This window comes from Bacillus sp. CBEL-1, assembly GCF_004348885.1.
GTDB classification, from domain to species: Bacteria; Bacillota; Bacilli; order Bacillales; family Bacillaceae_H; genus Priestia; species Priestia aryabhattai_A.
The window spans coordinates 58,670-78,850 of the sequence record NZ_SBIM01000008.1 but is presented as its reverse complement, the minus strand read 5'-3'; the positions used below and the strand labels follow the sequence as shown (position 1 = coordinate 78,850).

Sequence of the window (20,181 nt, the reverse complement as noted above, 5' to 3'; positions counted from 1 at the left end):
GACAAGTTAGTCAACCTGTACAAGCACATCTTCTTTATTTGGGTATGTTTTTTCAATATGATGCTCGCCCCATGCACAAAGAGCATCTAAAATTCCTTTAAGAGACCAGCCGTATTCCGTTAAAGAATACTCAACTTTCGGAGGAACTTGGTTATAGACTTCACGTAAAATAATGCCATCCTCTTCAAGCTCACGAAGCTGCTGGGTTAACATTTTTTGAGTGATTCCTGGCATCAAGCGCTTTAGCTCTCCGGTTCTCTTTTTTCCTTTTATCAAGTGACATAAAATCACTACTTTCCACTTACCACCAATTACTTCGAGAGAAGCTTCCACTGGAATATTGTACATTTTCATTGATAAAAGCCCCCTTATCTAACACTTTTATTTATTTTCTCATGCCACATGCAAGTGTCAACCTTGCATGGATTTGAATTAAGTTACTGTTATTGTACCGCTTTACGCCTAAAATAGTCCATTAGGTACTTTTTGGTGCCTATCGTACTTGAAAGTGCGTACTTTTTTTATGGATTTGTATCTTGCATAATGACTAACAGAGCTAGCCGGTCGGTGCTAGTTAGTTAAAAGTTTGACTCAGGAACTAGAAAGGCGCCTGTACTGAGATCAATATAAAGAGTTATCAAATCATGAAGGAGGAAAAAAGATGAATTCACTTTCACATACAAAAACAAATGAGAAAGGTGGAACCTTTGCATTATTAGCACTGGCTATTAGTGCATTTGGTATCGGGACAACTGAGTTTGTTCCAGTTGGTTTATTATCTAGTATATCGAATGATTTATCTATTTCAATTACGCTAGCGGGATTATTAATTTCTGGTTATGCAATTGGTGTATCCATTGGTGCCCCCGTCTTAACAGCTTTAACAAGTAAAGTGAACCGAAAAACATTGTTGATGGCACTAATGGTTGTATTTATTGTTGGAAACGCAGCAGCAGCAATGTCTACAAGCTTCTCACTATTGCTTATTGCTCGTTTCATTACGGCATTTTCACACGGGATATTCTTTTCAATTGGTTCAACTATTGCAGCTGATCTTGTGCCACAGCATAAAAGAGCAAGCGCAATTGCGTTTATGTTTACAGGGTTAACTGTTGCAACCGTAACAGGTGTTCCGCTTGGTACGTTTATCGGTCAAACATTTGGTTGGAGAGCAACCTTTGGGGCAGTGGCTTTACTTGGAGTAATTGGAATCATTGCAAGCGCCATTTTAATTCCAAATAACTTAAAAGAAGCACCGCCTGCGTCGTTTAAAGAACAAGTGAAAATTTTAAAGAATGGTCCGCTTTTATTAGCATTTGCTATTACCGCATTAGGGTACGGAGGTACGTTCGTTGCGTTTACTTATTTAACACCTCTTTTGGAAAATGTAACAGGCTTTAGTGCCAAATGGGTAAGCATTATCTTACTAGTCTATGGTGTTGCGGTGGCAATTGGTAATACTGTAGGTGGAAAAGCAGCAAATAAATCACCGCTTAAAGCATTGTTTTGGATGTTTATTTTCCAAGCTATTGTCTTAATTGTACTAAGCTTTACGGCACCGTTTAAGGCAGTTGGTCTAATTACAATTTTCTTAATGGGACTGTTTGCTTTCATGAATGTTCCAGGTCTGCAAATTTTAGTAGTAAACTTAGCTGAAAAATATGTTCCATCTGCTGTTAATGTTGCATCAGCGCTTAATATTGCTGCTTTTAACATCGGAATTGCTATTGGCGCATTTGTTGGTGGGATTATTGTAGATTCGATTGGCATCATTCATACACCGTGGATTGGTGGAGTAATGGTTATTGGGGCAGTACTATTAACAGCATGGAGTGCTCGCATAGAAAAAGCATAATGAACATAAAAGGCTTTAATCATTGAGTTCTAATGGTTAAAGCCTTTTTTTATGTACTTATTTACCGGTCTCTGTTTTTTGAAAATATTCTTGTTAAATTAACATAATTTCTTAAGTTGATTCATGATGAATTTTCTATAAATACTCATTTAGCAGGAGGCATATCATTGATATACCTATTGGAGTTATCTATAATGACTGATAAGAATTATTGTCAAATATGATAGGTGATGTTAATGGACTTAAATTATTTCTATACATTTAAAGAGGTTGTAAAGTGGGGGAGCTATACAAAAACAGGTGAACAATTGGGATATGCACAGTCTAGTGTGACGACCCAAATTAAAAAGCTTGAAGATCATTTTCAGGTTAAATTGTTTGAGAGAGTTGGGCGAAAAATGCGTCTTACTCAGTCAGGTGAAGAGCTCTATTATTACGTAAATCAGATTTTACTCCTCATGGATGAAGCAGAAGAGCGAATTTCAAACGAGCATAATTTGCGAGGTACTTTACGAATAGGTACAGTTGAATCACTGGCAGCATACTTTATAACGCCATATATTAAAGAGCTGAAAACTCGGCATCCTGACTTGAAAATTTTATTGGAATCAGGGCTCTGTCCAAAGTTAAAAGAAGGAGTGCTTGAGGGTGCGTTTGATCTGGCTATTGTGCTCGACCGGTATATTGATCACCCGGAATTGACCACAATTCCAATTCGTGAAGAAACGCTAGTGATGATTGCTCCAAAGAATCACCGACTTCAGCAGCTTAAGGAAATGAACTTGCAAGAGCTTGAAGGTGAGACGCTGATCTTAACTGAGGAAGGATGTCCTTATCGCGTATTATTGGAACAGCTTTTAATGAACGAAACTATTCAAGTTAAGTCGGTTATTTCGTTCAGCAGCCTTGAAGCTATTAAACAGTGTGTAGCTGATGATTTAGGAATAGCAATTTTACCTGAAATTGCAGCAAGAAAAGAGATTGAATCCGGCAAAGTCACTCAGATTCCATTCGACCATGAAGAGATTCGCATTTATACTCAGATTGTTTATCAAAATAAAAAGTGGTTAACTCCGCCTTTAAGCCAGCTTATTACGTCTTTAAAAGATAACATCAAAAAAAATGATGAATAGCATAGAAAAGTATCGTATTTATTAATGTAAATGACGTGCTATACTATCTTCAAAACCATTCTAAGAGGTGCTCATTTTGAAGACATTTTTGCAATATAATCCTACAAAACTATACTTTGGACAAGGGCAAATAAAGCAACTATCAAATATTTTGAATAAACACATAAATATACTGCTCGTATATGGCGGTGGCAGCATAAAGCGCAATGGCGTTTATAATGATGTGATGAATCAACTTAAACAGCTGAAAGCTACTGTATTTGAGTTAGCGGGTGTTGAGCCCAATCCCCGTTTAAGCACCGTTCGTAAGGGAGTAGAGATTTGTAAAAACGAAAACATTGACTTTATTTTAGCTGTAGGGGGAGGTAGTGTAATCGACTGTACAAAAGCTATTTCAGCAGGTGCTAAGCATGATGGAGATGCTTGGGATCTTATTAAAGGTATTGCTCCTATTGAAGCCGCCTTGCCGTTTGGTACAGTGCTGACATTAGCGGCAACTGGATCTGAAATGAATAATGTATCAGTTATTACTAATTGGGAGACAAAAGATAAGTTAGGCTGGAGTTCCCCTCATGTGTTTCCTGTATTTTCAATCTTAGACCCAACGTATACTTTCTCTGTTCCTCTTGACCAAACCGTTTATGGAATCGTTGATAGCATGTCACATGCTCTTGAGTATTATTTTCATCGTACGGAGAATACACCGATGATTGATGGATTTATCGAATCGTTATTGCGCACAGCGGTTGCAACAGGTCCAAAGTTAATTGAAGACTTGCATTCCTTTCAGCATAGGGAAACGATGATGTATCTTAGTACGACGGCTTTTAATGGACTACTGGCAAGCGGAACAGACGGAGGAGATTGGGCAACGCATCGTATCGAGCATGCAATTTCAGCTATCTATGATATTCCGCACGGAGGAGGACTTGCTATTCTATTTCCTAACTGGCTAGAGCATGTTCTTGAAGAGGACCCTTCGCGTGTCAAGAAGTTAGCTGTCAATGTATTTGGTGTTTCTACTGAAGGGAAAGACGATATGGAAGTAGCGAAAGAAGGTGCAAAAGCGCTGCGTGAGTTTTGGAATTCATTAGGAGCACCAAGCAGGCTGGCTGATTATAAGATTGATGACAAGGACTTTGATGCCATGGTAGAAAAGACGTTCATCAAACCAGGGGTCGGTACCTACAAAGAAATGAACGATGAAAGTGTACGTGATATTCTAAACCGTTCATTGTAATCTTATATAATAAAAGACTGGATAATAGGAATAAATGAAAACGAGCTCTTACTAAACGTTTAGTAAGAGCTCGTTTTCATATCGATTCTTAGTAATAACCAGGGCATTTTCTAATAAAGGGAAGGCATCTAATAAGAATGTCCTTTTACTCTTTAGACCATAGAGAAAGTAAAGGCCCATCCTCTCCGTAGACGGGATCTGTTTTAGGAAGAGGCACGTCTTCTATTTGCTCAACAGCCTCTGTATATTCAGCTGAATTTCCAGTTTTTAAATTATAGCTCATTCCGCCCGGATAAGCGCCAACTACTTGGAAATCAGCAGTTGATTGAAGACGCTTGTGACCTGTACCGGCTGGTAACACAATAACATCACCAGCATGCACAACAATATTTTCACCTTTTGGCCCACCTAACTGTAAGCGAGCACAGCCCTTGATGATGCCAAGAACTTCATGGGCGTTGCTGTGATAGTGGTGGAAATCATAAATTCCATTAACCCAGCTATTCTTCCAATTGTGATTATGGAAAATAGTCTCGATCTTATCCTTACGATCAATTAGTGCATGTTCATAGAGTAAAACAGGAAGGGAAGGGTGATTGGGAATAACCCCATCATCATCAAAAAACAAAACTTTTACATCTGACACAATCTCTCCTCCTCCAAACATCGTATTTTCTTAACATTCCCTCTTCGTAAAAGAAATAAACTAACGGTGGATTAATTGTAAAAAAATGAAATATAAATAAATCTAAATTCCTAAAAGGAGACGTTTGGTTCATTTGAACTATATGGGTTTATCTTGATAATAAAAAGTAAAAGTGGAATCTGAAAAAAAAGGAATGTACATGGTAAATATTATCATGGTAGGTTTTGTAAAGGGAAGAGTATATCGTTAACTAATTAAAAAATCGAATGAATTAGTGGGACGAAGTGAGTCGAAATACTTACAAAAATACCCTGGTGATTTAATGACTTATGGAAGATTGAAGATGTTTCAGGATTTCCTTATGATGGTAAAGGAGAATTAAGTAATGAACTTTATCAAATAATTGTAAAAAAGTAATTCGAAATAAATGATTGTGGATATAGCAATTATGAATTAGTCGATGGTGGAGTTCATGAAAACATAAAGAGAAACGGAGAGGATTACGTGAAAAAAGCAGCAGGTTTACTCTTAGTTGGAGCTCTCTCACTAGGCTTAGCAGCGTGCGGATCAAGTGAAGAAGGAGCAGGTGCAAATAAGTCATTTGAAGCAAAAATTGCTGATGCACAGTACATATTAGTATCGGAGCAAGACGGTGGCGTAAGCGGAGATGAAGCTTTACTTGCGGTAGAGTTAGAAGTGAAGAATACGTCCAAAGATGCCATTTCGTTGTCTAGCAATGATGTTAGTCTTTATGATGGTGACGAACAATTAGAACCTAATACAGACGTATACAGCGATGAAATTGAAACGTCAATGCGATCCGGGAAAATTACGTCTGATAAATCGAAAAAGCTGACGTATCTTTTTAACGTAGAAAAAGATAAAGAATATGAAATTGGTGTTCAGCCAATTAGTCAAGACTATGAAAATAAGATTGAAGAAGTAAAGCTAAAATTAGACACAGCAAAGTATGAAAAAAGCTTAAAAAACTTAGAAACACCTGAAAAAGCATTAGCAGCCTATATTGACGTGTTGTTCTTAGGGAAAGAAAATGAAGACTTCGATAAATATGTAGTAGCGGATAAGGAAGAAGTTGAAAAGTCTGCTAATAAAGCATTCCGTGAGTCAATTAATAAAGTGTTTTCAAATGATTTAACAGAAGAAGGTGCGTCTAATTTATACAAAATATATAAAGACGAACTAAATTCAAAAGCGACGTTTGAAGCTAAAACAGTTGAAAATGTGAATGGAAAAGCAGTTGTTGAAGTGAAATATTCAAGTATCGGCGTATATAACTTATACAATACAGTTTCTGATTATAAACGCGCTTATTATCAAGAAACAAAAGAATATGATACGAAAAAACAAGAAGCTTATGCAATTTCAAAATTCAAAGATATTTTAGGTGGAGCAGAGCTTAAAGAAAGTAATTATCCATTAGAAATTGAAATGGTTGAAAAAGACGGAAAATGGGAAGTTAAGCCAAAAGATAAGTATAGCGATACAGTTGAAAAAGCATTCGCTGCGGGTGACATTAACTAAAGATGTAAGCCTAGAAAGAGAGAAGAGATAATCTGCTCTCTTTTTTGATTTTATAAAGCGCTTACTGTAAATTTTGTTTGTGTTTTGAGCAAATTTTAAAGTTATTTTTATGAAGATGTGCTAGTATGATGGTCTCAATAAAAGTTTTTACGTATATAGTTGGAGGAATGGAAGATGAAAGCAAAATATTGTAGAGAATCAAAAGCAGTTAGAACGAGTCGCGTGTTTCCAAATGATACAAATAATCATCAAACATTATTTGGTGGTAAGCTCATGAGCGATATTGATATGATTGCTTCAATTTCTGCTTCTCGTCATAGCCGAGCAGAATGCGTAACGGCATCAACAGATTCTGTGCATTTCTTACATCCGATTACTCCACAGGATTCGGTGTGCTTTGAATCATATGTCTCTTGGACAGGACGATCATCAATGGAGATCTTTGTGAAAATTATAAAAGAAAACTTAAAATCAGGAGAGCGAAAAATTGCCGCTACGTCCTTTATTACGTTTGTTGCGCTTGGAGAAGATGGCAAGCCTTGTGAAGTGCCGAGCGTAATCCCAGAAACGGATGAAGAAAAGTATTTATATCAAACAGCACCTGAGCGAGCAAAAATTCGAAAAAGTGTGCGCGCAAACAGCAATAGTTTAGCCAAATTCTTAAGTCTCAATCAGCCGTGGAGCTAATTGTAAATTATCTGTCAGCTAACCTTACCAACTAACAGACGAATGGTGCTGGAGATGCTAATCTTTAAATTATCATTTTCGTCTACAAACTGGAGGGGAAGCAGATGTTTAAAGATGCTGTATTAGCAAAAGAGTGGTTGCCAGTTGCGTACAGTCAAGATATAGGTACAGATCCACTTGCTGTGAAGGTATTAGAAGAGAGAGTAGTGCTTTTTCGGGTAAGAGGAACAATTAAAGCCTTTAAAGATCTTTGCATTCATCGAGGTGCTGCTTTATCGCTTGGCAAGGTAAAAGATAATTGTATTGTTTGTCCTTATCATGGATGGGAATATAATGTGGATGGACAGTGTACAAAAATTCCACAGCAGCCACCGAATAGAGCGATTCCACTCAAAGCAAAAGCTATTGTGTATCAGTGCAGAGAAGAATACGGCATGGTTTGGGTTCGACTCAGTGAACAAGGGTCGGATGCTGCTGAGCCTTTTCCTTATTATGAGGAATATGACCACTCATCTTTTAAGACTGTCCATGCATATTCTCACACGATGAACGCAGCTGCACCTCGTGTGGTCGAAAATTTTTTGGACGTGAGCCACCTTGCGTTTGTTCATGAGGGAAGCTTAGGACACCCAGACTATACGGAAATCCCCGATTACAAGGTGCACTGGCGTGATAACCATTATATCTCAGATGAGATTGAAGTATATGCCGATGCGGATGGTACAGGAAACTGGTCAACGATTTACTATACGTTTGAAATTCTTCGTCCGACAGTTGCGAGGTTGAAAAAAGTAAATTATCAAACCAACGAAATCTTCTCCATGCTATTTGCAGTATTGCCCCAAGAACAGCTAAAATCAACCGTCTTTGCACTTGTATCACGAAACTATGAGCTCGATAAGCCTGATGAATACTTTCAAGAATTTCAGCAGCTTATCATCGAACAAGATACAGACATTGTTGAAAGTCAAAAGCCGGAAGAGCTTCCGTTAGACTTACAAGCAGAGCTGCACCTTAACCCTGATCGCGTGAGCATTGCATACCGAAAATGGTTAGGAGAAATTGGCGTTGAGTTTGGAAGCGATGTGGGAAGAAAGGCAAAAACTATATAATAAGGAAGAAAAGGTGCTGTTTATCTTGATAAACAGCATCTTTTTTGTTGAGTATAAAACTATAAAAGTAAAAATATAGTAAATTAGTAAACTTTATAACATTTTTATGTTAAAATGTTACTGATTTGTTTATAACTTACCAATAGTGCTTGTGAAGGTAAACAAATAAAAATTTATTCAAAAAAGGAGCTATTATATGAATCCAGAAATTGCGACGACCGAGCAGGAGCAGGGTCCAAAGCCGTCCGTATTTAAGTTTATTTTTAGCCCAGGCGCTGAGTTTGACAAAATGAAGCAGCGTCCGGCGATTGTGGCTTCACTCATTCTCGTTATCTTACTAAGTGCCGCGGCATTCGCACTTAGTACCATTACGCCAGAAAACTTGGCTTCTTTACAAGAACTTGGGCTTGAGCCAGATGATTCTATGAAATTGTTTAGTATGATTGGAGCTGGAATTGGAGCGTTAATTGTCACGCCTATTGCGATGTTAATTGGTGCAGGAATTCTTTTACTTATTGTGAAAATCGGAAAAGGAACAGCAAAGTATAAGCATATGTTTAGTTTAACAGCATTCATTACGTTCATTACAATGCTTGGATTATTACTAAATACAGTCATTGCAGTTGTAGCTGGAACAGGAACAAACATAACGTCTTTAAACGGTTTAGTTGGAGCTGAAGGAGCTGTTGGTGGCGTATTGGCAAGCATTGAAATTTTCTCAATTTGGTCGCTAATTTTAACAGCAATGGGTTTACAAAAAGTAGGCGGTTTATCTAAAAAAGCGGCAATTATTATTGCTAGTGTCTTCTTTGTACTGTCTGTTATTTCACAAATTATAGGAAGTGTTATGGCATAATGAAAAAAGGTATCATCATCACAGTTGTTTCTCTCTTAATCGTAGTACTAATTGGCGTAAATGTGTTTAAAGCACAGAAAAGTGAAGACGTACAAGTTAGCGTGACGTCATTAAAAGATATGACGTTGCGCAGTACGGTAATGATCCCAGGTACCCTTAAGCTTGCCGATGAGCAGTATGTGTATTATCAGCCAGAAAATGGTGAGATCGAAGATATTAAAGTCACAGAAGGTACAAGGGTGCAGGTTGGTACACCGCTTGTCACGTATACAAATGATGATTTAGAGCTTGAAAAAGAACAAAATAAACTTGGCGAAAAATCAAATGATCTACAAGTTAGCTCACTAAATAAGCAGATTGCTAAATTAAAAGATAAGCAAAAACAACTTGAAAAAGAACTTCCAAAAGAAGAAGCGAAAGCACAAATCGAAGATGAGCGAACGCAGCTTAATTTAGACCTTGAAACAGCAAAAATTGAAGCTGAACGAAATAAGCTAGAGCGCAAGTCGTTAACAAAGAAAGAAAATAACCTTATTGAAAAGAGTGAATTAGCTGGCACAGTGCTGTCTGTAGATAAAGAAGCTGCTCATAATACAACTGAAGTTCAAAAGCCGCTTATACATATTGGTAATACGGATCAATATTTGGCAACGGGCGTTTTATCAGAATATGATGCTCTTAACATTGAAGTAGGTCAGCCAGTGAAAATTACATCTGACGTAGTGCCGGACAAAGAGTGGGAAGGGTCTGTCCAGCAAATTGATTTTTTGCCACAGCAGTCCGATGCAGCAAGTGGTGGAGACGGAGCGAATCAATATCCAGTACAAGTGAAAGTAACGGATGAAGAGATTAAAAGTATTCGCCCAGGCTTTAAGCTTTTATTAGAAATTGAAACTGAAAGTAAAAAAGCAAAAGCTGTTCCATCAAAAGCGATTGTTAATGAAGGTGATGAGAAATACGTGTATATCGTAAAAGGTGGAAAAGCAGTTAAACGAGAAGTGAAGGTTGGCCAAACAACAAACAAATCAATTGAAATTGTTAAAGGCGTTACAAGTAAAGATCAAATCATCTCAAATCCATCTAATGAACTCGCAGATGGTGTGGAAGTGACAGTAAGATGATTAAACTAGAAAATATCTCTAAAAGCTATTATCTTGGTAAAGAAGAAGTGCCTATCTTAAAAGGAATCGATTTAGAGATTAGAGACGGTGAATTTGTTGCTATTATGGGCCCCTCAGGTTCTGGTAAATCAACCTTAATGAACATTATTGGTTGTTTAGACCGACCAACTTCAGGTGCTTACTTTTTGAATGAACTTGAGATTTCAACGTACAGCGATGATCAGCTAGCTAAGGTTCGAAATGAACAGCTTGGATTTGTGTTTCAGCAATTCCAGCTGTTGCCACGGTTAAAAGCTGTGGAAAATGTAGAGCTGCCGATGGTCTATACGGGCATATCTCGAAAAGAGCGACGAGAGCGTGCTGAAGCTGCGCTGTTAAAGGTAGGGTTAGGTGAAAGAATCAACCATTTACCAAATGAGTTATCCGGTGGGCAAAAGCAGCGTGTTGCCATTGCTCGTGCTATTGTTAATAAGCCTAGCCTCATTTTAGCGGATGAGCCGACCGGAGCGCTTGATACGAAAACAAGCGTATCGATTATGGAGGAATTTGCTGCTTTAAACAAAGAAGGAACAACCGTAGTGGTGATTACTCATGAGCCAGAAGTGGCTGAATATGCTTCAAGAACAATATTAGTTCGTGATGGAAATATCGTTGCGTACAACGGTAAGGAGAGTCTTGAACTATGAGCATGATGGAAAATATTCGCATGGCTTTGGCGTCGGTTGTTGCTCATAAATTACGCTCCATCTTGACGATGCTCGGTATTATTATCGGAGTTGCGGCAGTTATTATTGTAGTGGCAATTGGGCAAGGTGGAGAACAGATGCTTAAATCGCAAATTACAGGCGATAGCAATACGGTTGAGCTAATGTATGAACCTTCAGAGGAAGAAATCCAAACAAATCCAAACATTTGGGAGCAGGCGTTTTTTACGTCACAAGATATTGATAATCTAGGCAAGTTACCAGGTGTTGAAAACGTTGTGGCATCTCTGCAGGAAATGATGTCGGTCCGTTATAAAGAAGATACGCTAGATACAACGGTATATGCTATTAACCAGTCGTATTTGGACGTAAATGACGTAAAAGTTGCACAGGGACAAAGCCTAACCGATGGTGATTTCTTGTCCGGTAACCGAGTTGCCCTTATCAGTGATGAGTTAAATAAGGAAATGTTTAAAGATAGCAGTGGTATTGGTGAAATCATTTGGGTGAAAAATCAGCCAATTGAAGTTGTAGGAATCTTAGAAAAGCCAACCGGTATATTAGGGTCCTTTGGCATGATGGAAGTGTATATGCCAAGCAACACGTATAAATCAAGCTTTGGAAAAGTAGACTATACGTCTGTAAGCCTTCAAGCTTCTAATCCGGATGAACTACAAGCCGTTGGAGAGAGCGCAGCAAATCTATTAAATGAAACGTATGGAACAGAAGATTCCTACACGGTTATGAACATGGAAGCTATTGCAGATGGTATTGGTCAAGTCACAACCATTATGACAACCATTATTGGTTCAATTGCGGGAATCTCATTATTAGTTGGTGGCATTGGCGTTATGAATATCATGCTTGTATCGGTTACAGAACGAACAAGAGAAATTGGTATTCGTAAAGCTCTAGGTGCAACCAAAAGGCAGATCTTAACACAGTTCTTGATTGAATCAATGACGTTAACGTTAATTGGTGGTGTCGTTGGTATTTTACTTGGAGCAGGCGGTGCTTCTATCGTTTCTATGTTTGCAGGATGGCCACCGTTAATTTCATGGCAAATTATTGTCATTGGACTATTGTTCTCTATGACAATCGGCGTGATCTTTGGAATGCTTCCAGCAAACAAAGCAGCCAAGCTCGATCCAATTGAAGCATTAAGGTATGAATAAAGAAGAAAATCACTCAAAACCAGAGTGATTTTCTTTTTTTAGAAGAATTTATAATATAATAGAAGAAAAGGGGATATGAACAGGGGGAGAGAGGATGACTATTTCAATTTTTCTTATTATGTTTGTGGGAATTATTTCGCTAGTCGGAACGATATGGATTGCAAATAACGATGACAAACAGTATAAAAAGACTGGAAAGAAACGAATTCGGAACTTATCATTTATTTATGTAGCGCTGCTAGTAGGTTCTGCGATTGCCGTTGCTGTTTATATTGTGAATATTTAATTGTGAAGCTATGTTAACTTCAAACTTCAATTTTCACATAGTAGAGGTTACTGAACTAACATATTTGAAGAAGAGGTTAAACTGTTGTGGTCGCTAGCTAAAGTATTTCAGTAAACTAGATATCCGAACGATTGCTACCTGCAATTGTTCGGATATTTTGTTGATTACGAAAACAAATTAAAAAAGCGAGTGTCTGTAACACAATGAATATGTTCTCACAGCCATGCTTTTTCTTTGAGATGAAAAACTGCATTGCTTTATCGTAAATTAAAATCTCCGCTTGAGACATCTACGTCCATTCGATGCGTACCTTTCCCATTTGTAGCTTCAATTTTACCTTCTTGTTCTTTGATTGTTTTAAAGTTAAACCGGTTATGAATATCTCCTACGCTCGCTTTAGCTTGTAGCGTAATATCAGCTTTAGGTGGCAGCGTAACGGTCATATCCCCAGAACTAACGTGAGCTTTAATCGAGTCAACCACTCTATTTATAGAAATAGAAGCATCTCCTGAAGATACGTGAGAATTCAATTTTCCTTCGTAGTTTTTAATCGCAAGATCTCCTGACTGTACATCAATTGAGCCTTCTTTGGTTCGCACTTTGTTGACTATGAGATCTCCTGAGGAAACATTGATGTCTAATTTATCTGCATCGATTCCTTGAATAACAGTATAGCCAGATTGTACTTTAATCGAAAAACTATCAAGTGATAAAGAGGTTTCGTTAAATTCTACATCTCCTGAACCAACGTTTAACTCTAAATGATTGCTGTATTCTTTTGGAATATAAATTGTTAGTTTACTACTATTTCCAAATGAAAAGAACGAAAAAGGCTTATTCTTATACGTAACGGTAATTGTTTTTCCGTTGCGCTGAACATTTACTTTTCCCTTGCCTTGTAAATCCGCTTTTACTTCTTTTCCATTGTACTCTTCAACGACTGTATTCACATTTGCAGTTTCAAGCTTAATACTTTCAATAGAATTTGTTAGAACTGCTTCGGTTTTTGATAATCCCAATGTCCATGTAGATGTGGTAAATGGATTAGTTAAAAGAAAAGCAGCACCAATAAATATTAGAACTAAAAACAATAATCTTTTCATGCTTCACCCTGCTTTCAATTTTATAAAGAAATAAGATACATAACTAATTTTATCCATTTTGTGGTAGTTAATCAATGGCCCGAGGAATGAACTATAGGTAAGACCTGAGATGTAGTTAGAGATTGGTAGATGTTTACTTATTTTTCTAAAATAATGAATGAAATTCAGTTAGTGAAAGGTAAAAGTGAAAATAATCCATAAAATTCAAGTAACAGTCATAAAAATGTTAGTTTTATTACGAATTTTAAAGGAATTATATGGTTTGTAATATTATTATTTCTCTTGTAAGAAACTTAATCCAATCTGAACAAATGTTACCCATTCTTTCAATGAAATTGGCTTTCTCTATGCTAAGATAATGTCAGGTTATTTTTTCGGGAGGTATTTTTATGAAAAAAGGAAAATTGACAAAGTGGGTCATTACATCAGCTGCATCACTTTCATTTTTTGCAGTACAAGGAACGGCTGCATCAGCAGCATCTCATAAAGTATCGACAGGAGATACGCTGTGGAAGCTTAGTCAACAAGAAGGCGTATCCGTAGATGAACTAAAACAAGCAAATAATCGTACGAACGATATGATTTATGTTGGAGAAGTCCTAACAATTCCAGAAAAAGAGACGGTACATACGGTAGTACAAGGTGAGACATTGTTTAGTATTTCACAGACATATAATACAAGCGTAGATCGTTTGAAAGACTTAAACGGATTACAAAGTGATCTTATTAATGTAGGGCAACAGCTAGTGGTAACAGGAGAAAGAGCTTCTGAAGCAGCACCAGCACCACAGCCTACAGATGTAGGAGTTGAGGAAGCAGAAAAAGATTTATTAGCAAGATTAGTAGAAGCAGAAGCGAAAGGTGAACCGTACCAAGGTAAAGTAGCGGTAGCAACCGTGGTTATGAACCGCGTATCGTCACCAGAATTCCCTAACAGCATTACAGAGGTGATTAATCAGCCTTTAGCTAACGGCGGCTACGAGTTTTCTCCAGTCGGCAATGGAACAATTAATCAGCCTGCTTCTGATGAGTCAAGACGTGCAGTAGAAGAAGCGCTAGCAAATCCAGATCATCAAAATCCTGCGCTGTTTTTCTATAATCCGCAGATTGCAACAAATTCGTGGCTAGAAACAAAGCAGGTAACAGCAGTTATCGGAAATCATGTATTTGCTAAATAAAAAGAAGCGAGGACATCCTCGCTTCTTTTTTATTGCTTATAGGTATGCTTGTAGCTGTTGCGATAGTTTAAGAAATTCCTGTTTGTTGCGATTTAATAAGGCATGATCAATTTCTTTTTGAAGCTGTTGTTTTTGAAACATCCGAAGCGCATGGTCTAATACCATTTCAGCCGTTAATGAGTTCATTGTATCTTCTTCATTTTGTTTCTGGATATGATTCAAATGTTTTTCCACGGGGAAATCAACTCCTCAGAAATTTTTAATTACCTGTTCATGCTATAAGCTATGCGATGTTTCTAAAAATGGTTCGTAGTTCACAGCGCATATGGGGAGATAAGAAAGTCATATAAAATCGAATTGAGTAAAGATAATTGTAATATAACAGAATGTATATATCAACATTGTTATATAATTGATTGTCGTCTTTTTTTGACAAAAATCTATGGTCTAAACAAGGATGTTCTACCATAGGCGACCCTCTTATTCTTTATGAGTGTTTCCGATATTCCATTTGCTTATTCGCATTATTCTATTTGTTTATTGTACATAGAGGGTAGTATTCGTGTAAGATATGTATAAACATCAATATTGAAAGCGCTAACATTAATTGTGAGAGGGGAACATACAATGTCATTGCTTACATTGAAACGCTATGTTTTAAGTGAAAGGGATCGTGAAAAATTGGAAGATGCATTGCTTACTAGCTTTCCAGAATGTGAATCTGTTGTGTGGCATTTAGATGATGTAGAGCTTGGAAAGTTGTATCACGAAAAAATGCAAATAAAAGCTTAATTATAAAAAAAGGGCAACGTTTCATCAGAAAACGTTGCCTTTATTCTTGCTTGGACGAATCAATGCCGTATGCAAAGGGAACTAATGCACAAATTAAAGCAGCAGTGAGTTCAAACGTGAGCTGTAAACCGTTAAGTTCATGGCTTTGAAACATTGAAATTTTTTCTACTGTACCAAATACAATAAAACCTAAAATAAGATAGCGTGCAATCCAAATCGCTTGTCGATAAGAAAGCAAGCCTTGTTTTAAATGTGCTGTAATAGTCTGAATCATGCTTTTTCCTCCTTACCCAAACTAGTTATCTTTTAAACCTATTTTTATTGTAACAAATTATTTGATATTTTTAATTATTTAATGTTTTCCATTCAAAAAAAAACCTTCCTCAATTAGCTGAGGAAGGTTCATTTTTATTTTGCGACTGGTAGTGAAGAATCTGGACTTTGAGTTGGAACTGGCGGATGAAATTCATTTTCCATTTTTGAAACAACAACGGTTGCAACACCGTTTCCAATTAAGTTTGTAATAGCACGAGCTTCAGACATAAAGCGATCCACACCAATTAATAATGCAAGGCCTTCAACAGGAATCATTGGGAAGGCTGCTAATGTTGCTGCTAGGGTAATGAAACCAGAACCCGTTACGCCAGCGGCACCTTTTGATGTTAACATTAACACACCTAATAACGTTAATTCTTGCCAAATTGTTAAGTCAACGCCATACGCCTGCGCAATAAAAATTGCTGCCATTGATAGATAAATGGACGTTCCATCAAGGTTGAATGAATAACCAGTAGGGATAACAAGACCTACAACAGATTTAGAGCACCCATATTGTTCCATGCGATTCATCATTTTTGGTAAAGCTGATTCAGATGATGATGTACCAAGCACTAGTAAAATTTCTTCTTTAATAAACGCAATGAATTTTAGAATGCTAAACCCATAAAATTTAGCAATTGCACCTAAAACAAAAATGATGAATAAAAACATCGTGATATAAACAGAGCCCATTAATTTACCAAGTGAAACGAGTGAACCGATTCCAAAGTTACCAATTGTATAAGCCATTGCTCCAAAAGCAGCGATTGGAGAAATCTTCATAATCATATTAACGATTCCAAAGAAAATATCGGTTACGCGTTCAAAGAACGTAATAACGGGAGCTGCTTTGTCACCCAGAGCTGCTGTTGCAAGCCCAAATAATACGGCAAAGAATAAAATTGGAAGAAGTTCTCCGTTAGCCATTGCTCCAAAGACGCTGTCTGGAATAATGCTCATTATAAAGTCCATAAATCCATGCTCAGCTTCAGCTGCTTGCTTCGTATATTGTGAGACATCAGCTCCCTGTGCTCCGCTTATGTTAAAGCCCTCACCAGGTTTTACGAAATTAACAACGATGATGCCGATGGCTAAAGCAAAAGTTGTGACGATTTCAAAATATAGAAGTGCTTTACCTCCAATACGCCCAACCTTCTTCAAATCACCCATACCGCCAATTCCAATTACAACTGTTAAAAAAATAATGGGTGCGATAACCATTTTAATCAGTTTAATAAAGATGTCAGCCAGGACTTTCAGCTGTGCACCGAATTCTGGGAAAATAAACCCAACCATGATTCCTAAGATAATACCAATAATAACGCGAACTGTTAGGTTTTTAAAATTAATCTTCATCTTTCATCCCCCTTGATTCATGTATTGATAGCGTTTTCATTAATCTTGTAAACTTATAGTACCGCATATGAAATGGGGGTGAAATTTCTGGTGATAATGGTCTTTTTGTTCATTAAGTTCTTAGAATTTTCATAGAAAAGAGTTTGAGACATGACAAAATGAGTAATTTTAAAAGGCACACAATAGATGTTCCCATCTGTTTCTAAAATAGTTTTCCAAATCAACAAAAACCCTGACCAATTAAAAGTTGTAAACTCTCAATCAGTCAGGGATAGTAGGGGGTGAACTGCCTATGTCTCAGTCTCTCTAATCACTTCTTATATGTTTCTTCCACAATCTCTTTTGTTAATCGCTTTTCAAATTCTGTGTAAAGGGGAGTAAAGCGCTGTTTCCATCTCGCTTTTTCTTGCTCTGTTAGGTAGTGAACTTGAATAGTAGACTCCCGTTTAATTTTTTCGAGCTGCTGATCATTCATTTCTTTCGAGTGTTCCCACATCCAAGCTGTTGTTTCATCCATTGCATTTGAAAGAAGAAGCTGAACATCGGAAGGTAAGCTGTTCCAATAGTTTTCGTCCATCATTACAGTGTAACCTAAGTAGCCGTGGTTACTAATGGTCATATACTGCTGTAACGTATATAGACGCTTTGAATAGATATTTGAAATAGTATTTTCTTGACCATCAAACTCCTGCTTTTCAAGTGACTCGTATACTCGGTTAAATGTAGCAGTGGTAGGTTTAGCCTCCAGAAGTTCAAACTGTTTTTTGATAACTTCGCTTGGCATAATGCGAAAACGTTGACCTTTAAAGTCATCTGGTACAGCTAGCTTCTTTTGATTACTCGTCATTTGTTTAAATCCGTTGTTCCAGAATGCTAGTCCTTTTAAATTCTCTTTTTTGAGGGATGCTTGCAGACTTTTGCCAATTTGACCATTTAAAGCTGTCTCAACTTCACCTTCATCTTTAAACATAAATGGGAGGTCAAAAAGTAACCAATCTTCGTTTATATCTGCAAGCTTTGAGAAAGAAGGAGCAATCATTTGAACGTCATTTCGCCTTAAAGCATCTACTTCTTCTTTATCAGAATAGAGCACACCATTTGAAAAAACTTCAACTTTAACTTTGCCATTTGATCTTTCATTAACAATCTTGGCAAATTTTTGCGCTGCTAACCCTTTTGGGGTATTCTCAGCTACAACATGACTAAAATTAATGACGATTTGCTCATCTAGCCCTTGTTGTTCATCATCTCTATAGACGTGTTCCGAATGTAAAAAAGAAGGAGGGAAAAGTAAAATATAAATAAAGAAAGCGCTAACAAATAAAGCTGTGATAATAAATACTCGCATAAGCTTTTACTCTCAGCTCCTTGCATCTCAATGAGAAGAATTATAATCTTATGATTTATTTTACCACGCAGATTTAGAGCATGGTAAAATAAATAAAGATGACATAGTTGAGAAAGAAGAGGGATTTTGGGCTTTATGAATCGATTTTCAATGCAAACGAAGATGACTGCCTTAATCTTCTTTATTATCGTCTTTGCGCTGTTTTTAGCTGGTATTGTCGTCATCAAAGAATTTATTGAATTAAAGGAAGAAGACTTGAGGCAGCGAGCGCTCGTGACATCAAGAACCGTCGCTGAAATGACGGAGGTTAGTGAAAAGATAACGGGAGATGAACGAAAAAGGCAGAAAATTAACACAATAGTAGATCCCATTCGAATTATTCACGGAGCAGATTACATAGTCGTGCTTGATATGAAAAAGACAAGGCTCTCTCATCCGGTCAACGCTATGATTGGTACGAAATCGCACGGAGAAGATGAAGGACAAGCATTTGCTGAACATACGTATACTGATAAAGCCAAAGGGGAGAGAGGGACTGTCATACGCTCGCTCGTTCCCATTATTAATCATCATCACGAACAGGTTGGTGTCGTGATTAGTGGCTATCTATTACCAACCTTTTCTGAAGTTATTCGTAGTGTAAAGAAGGAAATCTCTATCATCAGCCTTTTAATTTTACTGTTTGGAGGATGGGGAGCTTGGGTATTAGCTTCTCACATAAAAAAGCAAATGTTTGAGCTAGAGCCAGATGAGATTGCACGGCTGTTTGTTGAGCGAACTGAAACGTTTAATGCTATGCATGAAGCTGTAATTGCCATAGATAAAGATGAATATATTACTATTTTTAACGATAAGGCAAAAGCAATCATGAATATTCATGATGAAGTGATTGGACAATCAATCTATGATGTGATTCCAGATACGCGCTTACCAGAAATCCTACAGCTAAATCAACCGGTATATAATAAAGAGCTTCAAGTGCGTAATTTAACCATTCTAAGTAATCGTGTTCCCATAAAGGTAAAAGGAGAAACGGTGGGAGCGGTTGCGGTTTTCCAAGACCGAACAGAAGTAAAAAAACTTGCTGAAGAGTTAACCGGAGTAAAAGCATTTGTAAGCGCGCTTCGCGTACAGAGTCACGAGTACATGAACAAGCTGCATACTATTGCGGGATTAATCCAGCTAGGAAATAACGAGAAAGCGTTAGAGTATGTTTTCGAAGTTTCAGAAAAGCAAGGAGAACTGACGAACTTTTTGCACAAGAACATTAAAAATGAAAGCGTATCAGGACTGTTAATTAGCAAAGTAAGCAGAGGGAAAGAGCTGGGAATTACGTTAACCATTGATAAGCACAGCTATTTAGAAACATTTCCTAAACATTTAGATCACCATGACTTTGTTGTTGTTATCGGAAATTTGATTGAAAACGCTTTCGATTCTTACGTTGACTCATTCCAGGATGATAAAGAAGTTTATGTAAGTATTGAACAAACAGAAGACGTATTATCAATTTTGGTAGAGGATAACGGGTGCGGCATGACAGAAGAAGAGGTGAAACATATTTTTGAAGAGGGTTTTTCAACAAAAGCAAAAGAAAACCGAGGTATCGGACTTTATTTAATTTATCAAATCGTTCAAAAAGGCAATGGAGATATTTCGGTTGAAACAGAGCATGGGCATGGAACAGCGTTTACCATTACATTCGTAGTGTAGGTTATAAGCGAAAAGG

The 20,181-nt window shown here is 37.3% G+C and carries 21 protein-coding genes; 14 read left to right on the top strand and 7 right to left on the bottom strand.

What is annotated here, in order from left to right; all coding sequences use genetic code 11:
- Positions 1 to 6 precede the first annotated feature (6 nt).
- Positions 7 to 354 carry a winged helix-turn-helix transcriptional regulator gene (locus EPL02_RS06415; RefSeq protein ID WP_094912239.1) on the bottom strand — a complete coding sequence of 116 codons (348 nt, stop codon included), beginning with the start codon at positions 352 to 354 and terminating at the stop codon, positions 7 to 9.
- 307 nt (positions 355 to 661) lie between these two features.
- On the opposite strand from EPL02_RS06415, the gene EPL02_RS06410 reads away from it, so the two are divergent.
- From EPL02_RS06410 to EPL02_RS06400, 3 genes are all read left to right on the top strand, one after another.
- Entirely contained in the window at positions 662 to 1,855 is a 1,194-nt protein-coding gene (locus EPL02_RS06410) for an MFS transporter (RefSeq protein WP_094912240.1), read from the top strand.
- 236 nt (positions 1,856 to 2,091) lie between these two features.
- Positions 2,092 to 2,988 (top strand): LysR family transcriptional regulator, encoded by an 897-nt coding sequence (locus EPL02_RS06405; RefSeq protein WP_094912241.1) that lies wholly within the window; start codon positions 2,092 to 2,094, stop codon positions 2,986 to 2,988.
- A gap of 76 nt (positions 2,989 to 3,064) precedes the next feature.
- Complete coding sequence (locus tag EPL02_RS06400) at positions 3,065 to 4,228, top strand: iron-containing alcohol dehydrogenase (protein WP_094912242.1); 1,164 nt, start codon at positions 3,065 to 3,067, stop codon at positions 4,226 to 4,228.
- 145 nt (positions 4,229 to 4,373) lie between these two features.
- Here EPL02_RS06400 and EPL02_RS06395 read toward each other — a convergent pair whose 3' ends face one another.
- On the bottom strand, positions 4,374 to 4,874 hold the full coding sequence (locus EPL02_RS06395; RefSeq protein ID WP_434223154.1) for a cupin domain-containing protein: 501 nt from the start codon (positions 4,872 to 4,874) through the stop codon (positions 4,374 to 4,376).
- A 504-nt stretch (positions 4,875 to 5,378) separates the two neighbouring features.
- Here EPL02_RS06395 and EPL02_RS06390 point away from each other — a divergent pair.
- The 8 genes from EPL02_RS06390 (at position 5,379) to EPL02_RS06355 (ending at position 12,357) form a co-directional block, all read left to right on the top strand.
- Positions 5,379 to 6,416 (top strand): DUF5105 domain-containing protein, encoded by a 1,038-nt coding sequence (locus tag EPL02_RS06390; RefSeq protein WP_094912244.1) that lies wholly within the window; start codon positions 5,379 to 5,381, stop codon positions 6,414 to 6,416.
- 174 nt (positions 6,417 to 6,590) lie between these two features.
- Positions 6,591 to 7,103, top strand: a complete 513-nt coding sequence (locus EPL02_RS06385) for an acyl-CoA thioesterase (protein WP_131887297.1) — start codon at positions 6,591 to 6,593, stop codon at positions 7,101 to 7,103.
- Between the two features lie 104 nt (positions 7,104 to 7,207).
- Positions 7,208 to 8,215, top strand: coding sequence for an aromatic ring-hydroxylating oxygenase subunit alpha (locus tag EPL02_RS06380; RefSeq protein WP_131887296.1), 1,008 nt, complete (start codon positions 7,208 to 7,210; stop codon positions 8,213 to 8,215).
- Positions 8,216 to 8,411: 196 nt separating this feature from the next.
- Positions 8,412 to 9,071: a YknW family membrane protein gene (yknW, locus tag EPL02_RS06375; protein WP_131887295.1), complete on the top strand. Its 660-nt coding sequence runs from the start codon at positions 8,412 to 8,414 to the stop codon at positions 9,069 to 9,071.
- A complete protein-coding gene (locus tag EPL02_RS06370) occupies positions 9,071 to 10,192 on the top strand; it encodes an efflux RND transporter periplasmic adaptor subunit (RefSeq protein ID WP_131887294.1) in 1,122 nt (373 codons plus the stop codon). Before yknW ends, EPL02_RS06370 begins: the two co-directional genes overlap by 1 nt.
- On the top strand, positions 10,189 to 10,878 hold the full coding sequence (locus tag EPL02_RS06365; protein WP_094912249.1) for an ABC transporter ATP-binding protein: 690 nt from the start codon (positions 10,189 to 10,191) through the stop codon (positions 10,876 to 10,878). Before EPL02_RS06370 ends, EPL02_RS06365 begins: the two co-directional genes overlap by 4 nt.
- On the top strand, positions 10,875 to 12,071 hold the full coding sequence (locus EPL02_RS06360) for an ABC transporter permease (RefSeq protein ID WP_131887293.1): 1,197 nt from the start codon (positions 10,875 to 10,877) through the stop codon (positions 12,069 to 12,071). The genes EPL02_RS06365 and EPL02_RS06360 overlap by 4 nt, the downstream gene beginning before the upstream one ends.
- Positions 12,072 to 12,165: 94 nt before the next feature.
- Complete coding sequence (locus tag EPL02_RS06355) at positions 12,166 to 12,357, top strand: hypothetical protein (protein ID WP_094912251.1); 192 nt, start codon at positions 12,166 to 12,168, stop codon at positions 12,355 to 12,357.
- Between the two features lie 257 nt (positions 12,358 to 12,614).
- On the opposite strand, the gene EPL02_RS06350 is transcribed toward EPL02_RS06355, so the two are convergent.
- Positions 12,615 to 13,460, bottom strand: coding sequence for a DUF4097 family beta strand repeat-containing protein (locus EPL02_RS06350; protein ID WP_131887292.1), 846 nt, complete (start codon positions 13,458 to 13,460; stop codon positions 12,615 to 12,617).
- A gap of 389 nt (positions 13,461 to 13,849) precedes the next feature.
- Between EPL02_RS06350 and EPL02_RS06345 the strand changes: the two genes are divergently transcribed.
- The gene (locus EPL02_RS06345) at positions 13,850 to 14,638 is read left to right on the top strand and encodes a cell wall hydrolase (protein ID WP_131887291.1); all 789 of its coding nucleotides are present in this window, start codon (positions 13,850 to 13,852) and stop codon (positions 14,636 to 14,638) included.
- Positions 14,639 to 14,674: 36 nt separating this feature from the next.
- Here EPL02_RS06345 and EPL02_RS06340 read toward each other — a convergent pair whose 3' ends face one another.
- Positions 14,675 to 14,872: an IDEAL domain-containing protein gene (locus EPL02_RS06340; protein WP_256993380.1), complete on the bottom strand. Its 198-nt coding sequence runs from the start codon at positions 14,870 to 14,872 to the stop codon at positions 14,675 to 14,677.
- 393 nt (positions 14,873 to 15,265) lie between these two features.
- Between EPL02_RS06340 and EPL02_RS20800 the strand changes: the two genes are divergently transcribed.
- Complete coding sequence (locus EPL02_RS20800; RefSeq protein ID WP_165932525.1) at positions 15,266 to 15,430, top strand: hypothetical protein; 165 nt, start codon at positions 15,266 to 15,268, stop codon at positions 15,428 to 15,430.
- A 40-nt stretch (positions 15,431 to 15,470) separates the two neighbouring features.
- On the opposite strand, the gene EPL02_RS06335 is transcribed toward EPL02_RS20800, so the two are convergent.
- The 3 genes from EPL02_RS06335 to EPL02_RS06325 form a co-directional block, all read right to left on the bottom strand.
- Complete coding sequence (locus EPL02_RS06335) at positions 15,471 to 15,704, bottom strand: hypothetical protein (protein ID WP_094912254.1); 234 nt, start codon at positions 15,702 to 15,704, stop codon at positions 15,471 to 15,473.
- 134 nt (positions 15,705 to 15,838) lie between these two features.
- On the bottom strand, positions 15,839 to 17,104 hold the full coding sequence (locus EPL02_RS06330) for a dicarboxylate/amino acid:cation symporter (RefSeq protein ID WP_094912255.1): 1,266 nt from the start codon (positions 17,102 to 17,104) through the stop codon (positions 15,839 to 15,841).
- Positions 17,105 to 17,414: 310 nt separating this feature from the next.
- Positions 17,415 to 18,452, bottom strand: a complete 1,038-nt coding sequence (locus tag EPL02_RS06325; protein WP_131887290.1) for a DctP family TRAP transporter solute-binding subunit — start codon at positions 18,450 to 18,452, stop codon at positions 17,415 to 17,417.
- Between the two features lie 135 nt (positions 18,453 to 18,587).
- On the opposite strand from EPL02_RS06325, the gene EPL02_RS06320 reads away from it, so the two are divergent.
- A complete protein-coding gene (locus EPL02_RS06320) occupies positions 18,588 to 20,165 on the top strand; it encodes an ATP-binding protein (RefSeq protein WP_131887289.1) in 1,578 nt (525 codons plus the stop codon).
- The last annotated feature ends 16 nt before the right edge of the window (positions 20,166 to 20,181 follow it).

Excerpts from the sequence above, each read along its gene's own strand:
- EPL02_RS06415 (WP_094912239.1), bottom strand. The coding sequence starts at position 354 with ATGAAAATGTACAATATTCCAGTGGAAGCTTCTCTCGAAGTAATTGGT.
- EPL02_RS06410 (WP_094912240.1), top strand. The coding sequence starts at position 662 with ATGAATTCACTTTCACATACAAAAACAAATGAGAAAGGTGGAACCTTT.
- EPL02_RS06405 (WP_094912241.1), top strand. The coding sequence starts at position 2,092 with ATGGACTTAAATTATTTCTATACATTTAAAGAGGTTGTAAAGTGGGGG.
- EPL02_RS06385 (WP_131887297.1), top strand. The coding sequence starts at position 6,591 with ATGAAAGCAAAATATTGTAGAGAATCAAAAGCAGTTAGAACGAGTCGC.
- EPL02_RS06380 (WP_131887296.1), top strand. The coding sequence starts at position 7,208 with ATGTTTAAAGATGCTGTATTAGCAAAAGAGTGGTTGCCAGTTGCGTAC.
- yknW (WP_131887295.1), top strand. The coding sequence starts at position 8,412 with ATGAATCCAGAAATTGCGACGACCGAGCAGGAGCAGGGTCCAAAGCCG.
- EPL02_RS06370 (WP_131887294.1), top strand. The coding sequence starts at position 9,071 with ATGAAAAAAGGTATCATCATCACAGTTGTTTCTCTCTTAATCGTAGTA.
- EPL02_RS06365 (WP_094912249.1), top strand. The coding sequence starts at position 10,189 with ATGATTAAACTAGAAAATATCTCTAAAAGCTATTATCTTGGTAAAGAA.
- EPL02_RS06360 (WP_131887293.1), top strand. The coding sequence starts at position 10,875 with ATGAGCATGATGGAAAATATTCGCATGGCTTTGGCGTCGGTTGTTGCT.
- EPL02_RS06355 (WP_094912251.1), top strand. The coding sequence starts at position 12,166 with ATGACTATTTCAATTTTTCTTATTATGTTTGTGGGAATTATTTCGCTA.
- EPL02_RS06350 (WP_131887292.1), bottom strand. The coding sequence starts at position 13,460 with ATGAAAAGATTATTGTTTTTAGTTCTAATATTTATTGGTGCTGCTTTT.
- EPL02_RS06345 (WP_131887291.1), top strand. The coding sequence starts at position 13,850 with ATGAAAAAAGGAAAATTGACAAAGTGGGTCATTACATCAGCTGCATCA.
- EPL02_RS20800 (WP_165932525.1), top strand. The coding sequence starts at position 15,266 with ATGTCATTGCTTACATTGAAACGCTATGTTTTAAGTGAAAGGGATCGT.
- EPL02_RS06335 (WP_094912254.1), bottom strand. The coding sequence starts at position 15,704 with ATGATTCAGACTATTACAGCACATTTAAAACAAGGCTTGCTTTCTTAT.
- EPL02_RS06330 (WP_094912255.1), bottom strand. The coding sequence starts at position 17,104 with ATGAAGATTAATTTTAAAAACCTAACAGTTCGCGTTATTATTGGTATT.
- EPL02_RS06325 (WP_131887290.1), bottom strand. The coding sequence starts at position 18,452 with ATGCGAGTATTTATTATCACAGCTTTATTTGTTAGCGCTTTCTTTATT.
- EPL02_RS06320 (WP_131887289.1), top strand. The coding sequence starts at position 18,588 with ATGAATCGATTTTCAATGCAAACGAAGATGACTGCCTTAATCTTCTTT.